Genomic DNA, 4,064 nt, shown 5'->3' on the forward strand with positions numbered 1-4,064 from the left:
CTGGCCGTGTCCACCGTGCTGTACATCGTCATGACGCTCATCATGACCGGCGTGGTGCCGTACAAGGAGTTCGCGGAGTTCATCGACGCCCCTGTCGCCGGCGTGATCATGGAGACCGGACTGAACTGGCTGGCGTTCATCGTGAACCTCGGCGCGCTGATCGGCATGACCACCGTCATGCTGGTGCAGTTGTACGGTCAGTCGCGTATCTGCTACGCCATGAGCCGTGACGGCCTGTTCCCGAAGTTCTTCGGCGATGTGCATCCGAAGTACCGCACGCCGTTCAAGGGAACGTGGTTCTTCGGCATCCTGACGGCGATCGCCGGCGGCTTCATCAACATCAACGTGCTGTTCGAGCTGGTGAACATCGGCACGCTGTCCGCGTTCATCATCGTGTCGGCCGGCATTCTGTGGATGCGCAAGACCCAGCCGGACGCCCATCGTGGCTTCCGCGCGCCGGGCGTGCCGTTCACGCCGATTTGCGCGATCGTGTTCTGCCTGATTCTGATCTTCGGCCTCAATTGGGAGACCTGGGTGCGTTTCGCGGTATGGTTCGCGCTTGGTCTGGTGGTGTATTTCACGTATAGCCGCAAGCATTCGAAGCTCAACGAGCCCGGCCTGTTCTGACCTCGCTCCCACCGAAACAATGGAGGCCGTCTCCCGCATACCCGCGGAGGACGGCCTCCATTCATACCATCACATGTTCATCCCACGTGTTTATCCATCACGCCATTCGAATCGGCGAGGACCGGAAGGCATGATCATCTCACCACTCGTGGCGCTGGTAGGCGATTCTCGTGGTGTCGGTGGGCCTGTCCAGCAGCTGGATCAGTCCGCAACGCGCGAATCCGTTCGATTCGAGCACATGCTGCATGGCCTTGTTGTTCGGATGGGTGTCGGCACGCACATTGCCATAATGCTCGATGCACCAGTTGATGCAGTCCTTGGCCGCGCCCTTGACGAGTCCGGACGATGCGATGCGATGGATGGTCACATACGAGTCGTCGTCCAGCCACGCCCCGTCGATGTGCGCGTAGGTCGGATCGTCCCCCGTGCATAGGGCGAACTGGGCGAGGATGCGTTCCCTGCCGTCCACCTCGTCGACCAGCAGTATGGTGCGGCGCTGGCGGATGTCATCGCGCACCACTTCCTCACGCGGAAACGTGTTCCCCCACTGAGTGGGATTTCCGTTGGCCGCCATGAGCTCACGCGCATGCTGGTAGATTTTCAGCATGGCGGGCAGGTCCTCCATGGTGGCGCGACGGAACCGACGTTCGGAAGTGGTTTCGCTCAACCCGTTCACCTCAATTCGACTGTATGCCTCTCTCAGGCATTCCAGCCGTCAAAGCTACCACGTCCACCGCACAGCGGCGCGTGTTTCACGCAGTATGTTTCACACAACATGTTTCACACGCAATGCGTTTTCACACAACGCGGCGTTCGAACGGATCGGAGCTGATACCCTTGGCGAGGATGTCCTTCGCCCATCCCTTGGCGGTGAACAGACTGTGGTCGCGATAATTGCCGCAGCTTTCAATCGTCGTCGCGGGCACATCGTCCCACGTTGCCTTGTACGCGATGAATTCCAACGATTCCTTCAGCGCCTTCGCCACATCCTCCGTGGAATGCTCGCCCCACGTCAGCAGATGGAATCCGGTGCGGCAGCCGAACGGGGAGCAGTCGATGTATCCGGGGATACGCTCGCGCAGCAGCACCGCGATGGTGTGTTCGATGGTGTGCAGGCCTCCAGTCGGAATGGCGTTCTCATTCGGCTGCACCAGACGCAGGTCGTAATTCGAGATCACGTCGCCGTGGGGGCCGGTCTCCTTGTCGATGTAACGCACATACGGCGCCTTCACCTTGGTATGGTCCAGCTGGAAGCTTTCCACAACCGGCTTGTCTTCTGCCATGTTTATGTCCTTTCTTTGGCTTTCATCGGCGTTCGTCCATGTTCCACTGTCCACGTTTCGGCCGTATCAGTCAACCGCCACGCCATACGTGTCGGCTATGACGCGCTCAAGCATCGCCGCCGGCGGCCGCGCGGATCACGTCCATGAACCGTCCGCCGTACTGTTCGAGCTTACGCTCGCCCACGCCATCGACTTCCAGGAATTCCTCATCGGTGCCCGGTTTGAGCCGCGCCATGCCGCGCAGCGCCTTATCGGAGAACACAATGTACGGAGGCTTGCCAAGCTCTCGGGCGATGTCCAAACGCAATGCGCGCAATCGCTGGAACAACGCCTCGTCCTCATCGTCCGGCACGTACGATCCGACGGCTGCCGGCGTGGCGGAAACCCGTTGCTTCGCCGCGTCCGACCGCTTGACCCGCTTGATCTCGTAATGAAATTCCGGCGCGACCGTCTCCGCGGCGCGAGGTCCGAAGCGGACAATCGGCATGCGTCCCTCGGTGATCGTCAGGAATCCGTCGGTGGCCATCTGGCTCAGCACGTCGCGACCGCGTGCCTCCGGCACCTCGTCGAGCACACCGAACGACGGTAGGCTTTCGGGATTGAGATAGCCCAGATCCTGGGCTCTTGATCCGCGCAACACCTTGACGATCTTGCCGCTGCCGACGCGCTGGTTCACATCGTGCACGCAACGGCTGATGGCACGTGCCACATCGGTGACGTCAATCGTTTCGAACGCATGCCCGCAATTGGCGCAACCTCCCACACAAGTGCCGTCGTCTTTCGAGACGGCTCCCGCGTTTTCGCCGAAATACCTGGTCATGTACGCGTGCAGGCAGTCCGTGGTGCGGCAATAGCCGACCATGGCGTCAAGCAGACGTCGTTTCGAGGCGCGCACGGCCTCCTGCTCCTCGGGCGTCAGCCGATCGTTCTCGTAATCCATGTCGAGCAGACGACGACGCGTGACGACGTCCGATTCGTTCCACAGCAACGTGCAGCGGCTCGGCTCGCCGTCTCGTCCGGCGCGGCCCGCCTCCTGGTAGTACGCTTCAATGGATTCGGGCATGTTGTGGTGGATGACGAAGCGCACGTTGGACTTGTCGATGCCCATGCCGAACGCGTTGGTGGCCACGACGACGGGCACGCGGTCGGTGACGAAATCGCGTTGCGCCTGCTCGCGTGTTTCGGCGCTCATGCCGCCGTGGTAGGCGACGGCGACGGTGCCGCCTGGGACGTTCCCTCCTTCAGCGGCGGCCCGCCGTTCACGAACGGCGATGTTGATCGATTCGGCGAGCGCCTCCGTCTCCTTGCGCGTCGCGCAGTATACGATGCCGGATTCGTCCGGATGGGCCGCGATGTATGACGCCACCCAGGATGCCTTGTCCTTGCGCGGCATGTTGATAACGTCGAAATAGAGGTTCGGCCGATCGAATCCGGTGACGGTTATGGCCGGATCGGCAAGACCGAGAATCGATACGATGTCGCGCCGCACACGTTCGGTGGCGGTCGCCGTGAACGCCGCGACGGTCGGCCTGTTGGGAAGATGGGCGATGAATTCGCCGATGCCGAGGTACGAGGAACGGAAGTCCTGTCCCCATTGGGAGACACAATGCGCCTCATCGACGGCGACGAGGGAGATTCGCACACGGTTGGCGAAGTTGCGGAAGCGGTCGGTTTCCAAGCGTTCCGGGGCTATGTACAGCAGTTTGATCTGGCCGGACGCCGTCTGTGCGAACACCGTGTCCTGTTCGTCCGGCGTCTGCGTGGTGTTGATGAACGCGGCCGGAAGACCCACGTCGTTCAGGGCGTCGACCTGGTCCCTCATGAGTGAGATCAGTGGCGAGATGACGACGGTCACCCCCGGCAGCATCGCGGCCGGAATCTGGTAGCAGATGGATTTGCCGGCGCCGGTAGGCATGACGCCAAGTACGTCGCGTCCGGAGAGGATGGCCGAAACGATGCCGGATTGTCCGGGACGGAACGAATCGTAGCCGAAATAGCGTTTCAGCGCATCCAGCGCATGTGGGTCAACAGGTTCGACGGATTGAACAGCTTGCGTCATGCCTCCCAAGTGTAGCAATGCCGGAATGCGGCGATAAGGTTTCGCTGATGTCACGCGACGCCGACGAAGACGGGGCGGCCGGCATGGGTATTCCC

At 61.4% G+C, this 4,064-nt stretch carries 4 protein-coding genes; 1 reads left to right on the forward strand and 3 read right to left on the reverse strand.

The features are described 5' to 3' along the window. Nucleotides 1-627 (forward strand): amino acid permease (locus ACR0P8_RS08880; protein ID WP_432624723.1); only part of this gene is annotated, 627 nt, incomplete at its 5' end. Between the two features lie 139 nt (nt 628-766). Here ACR0P8_RS08880 and ACR0P8_RS08885 read toward each other — a convergent pair. The 3 genes from ACR0P8_RS08885 to recQ form a co-directional block, all read right to left on the reverse strand. After that, entirely contained in the window at nt 767-1,303 is a 537-nt protein-coding gene (locus ACR0P8_RS08885; RefSeq protein WP_432624724.1) for a GNAT family N-acetyltransferase, read from the reverse strand. Between the two features lie 121 nt (nt 1,304-1,424). Next, nucleotides 1,425-1,910, reverse strand: a complete 486-nt coding sequence (locus tag ACR0P8_RS08890; protein ID WP_432624725.1) for an S-ribosylhomocysteine lyase — start codon at nt 1,908-1,910, stop codon at nt 1,425-1,427. 106 nt (nt 1,911-2,016) lie between these two features. Then, nucleotides 2,017-3,969 carry a DNA helicase RecQ gene (gene recQ / locus ACR0P8_RS08895; RefSeq protein ID WP_432624726.1) on the reverse strand — a complete coding sequence of 651 codons (1,953 nt, stop codon included), beginning with the start codon at nt 3,967-3,969 and terminating at the stop codon, nt 2,017-2,019. Nucleotides 3,970-4,064: the final 95 nt, after the last annotated feature.

This window comes from Bifidobacterium sp. (genome assembly GCF_050874245.1).
GTDB lineage: Bacteria > Actinomycetota > Actinomycetes > Actinomycetales > Bifidobacteriaceae > Bifidobacterium.

Bases quoted from the DNA above. Each gene is read 5' to 3' on its own strand.
- ACR0P8_RS08890 (WP_432624725.1), bottom strand. From the start codon at position 1,910: ATGGCAGAAGACAAGCCGGTTGTGGAAAGCTTCCAGCTGGACCATACC.
- recQ (WP_432624726.1), bottom strand. From the start codon at position 3,969: ATGACGCAAGCTGTTCAATCCGTCGAACCTGTTGACCCACATGCGCTG.